The organism is Photobacterium sp. SP02, from assembly GCF_038519165.1.
Taxonomy (GTDB): domain Bacteria; phylum Pseudomonadota; class Gammaproteobacteria; order Enterobacterales; family Vibrionaceae; genus Photobacterium; species Photobacterium halotolerans.
The window spans coordinates 1-284 of the sequence record NZ_JASJOJ010000192.1; the positions used below are offsets into that span (position 1 = coordinate 1).

At 52.8% G+C, this 284-nt stretch carries 1 protein-coding gene; it reads right to left on the reverse strand.

Going from position 1 to position 284, the window contains the following annotated elements; all coding sequences use genetic code 11:
* Positions 1–284: type VI secretion system tube protein TssD (gene tssD, locus P0Y67_RS22950; protein ID WP_342393722.1), on the reverse strand; the 284-nt coding region annotated here is incomplete at both ends.

Genomic DNA, 284 nt, shown 5'->3' on the forward strand with positions numbered 1-284 from the left:
TGCTCTTGCTTGCCTTGCGTCGAAGTGCGGTAGAAGTTGATGTAAGCTTCTGGCAGCTTCTCACCACTGACCAGGGCATTGAACAGCAACGGAGAAGTACGGTCTTGCTGCTTAGTCACGATAATTGGACGGTGAACACGCTGACCAGTAGGCTGACCGCTTTGTGGGTCACGAGGAACCGTCAGAACATGGTCCAGCTCCTGAACCAGGAATTCGTCAACGTGCGCTTCCTGCCAGGTGTTACCGACAGAATCTGCCGTGTAAGCATCTTTAGTAATGTGGCC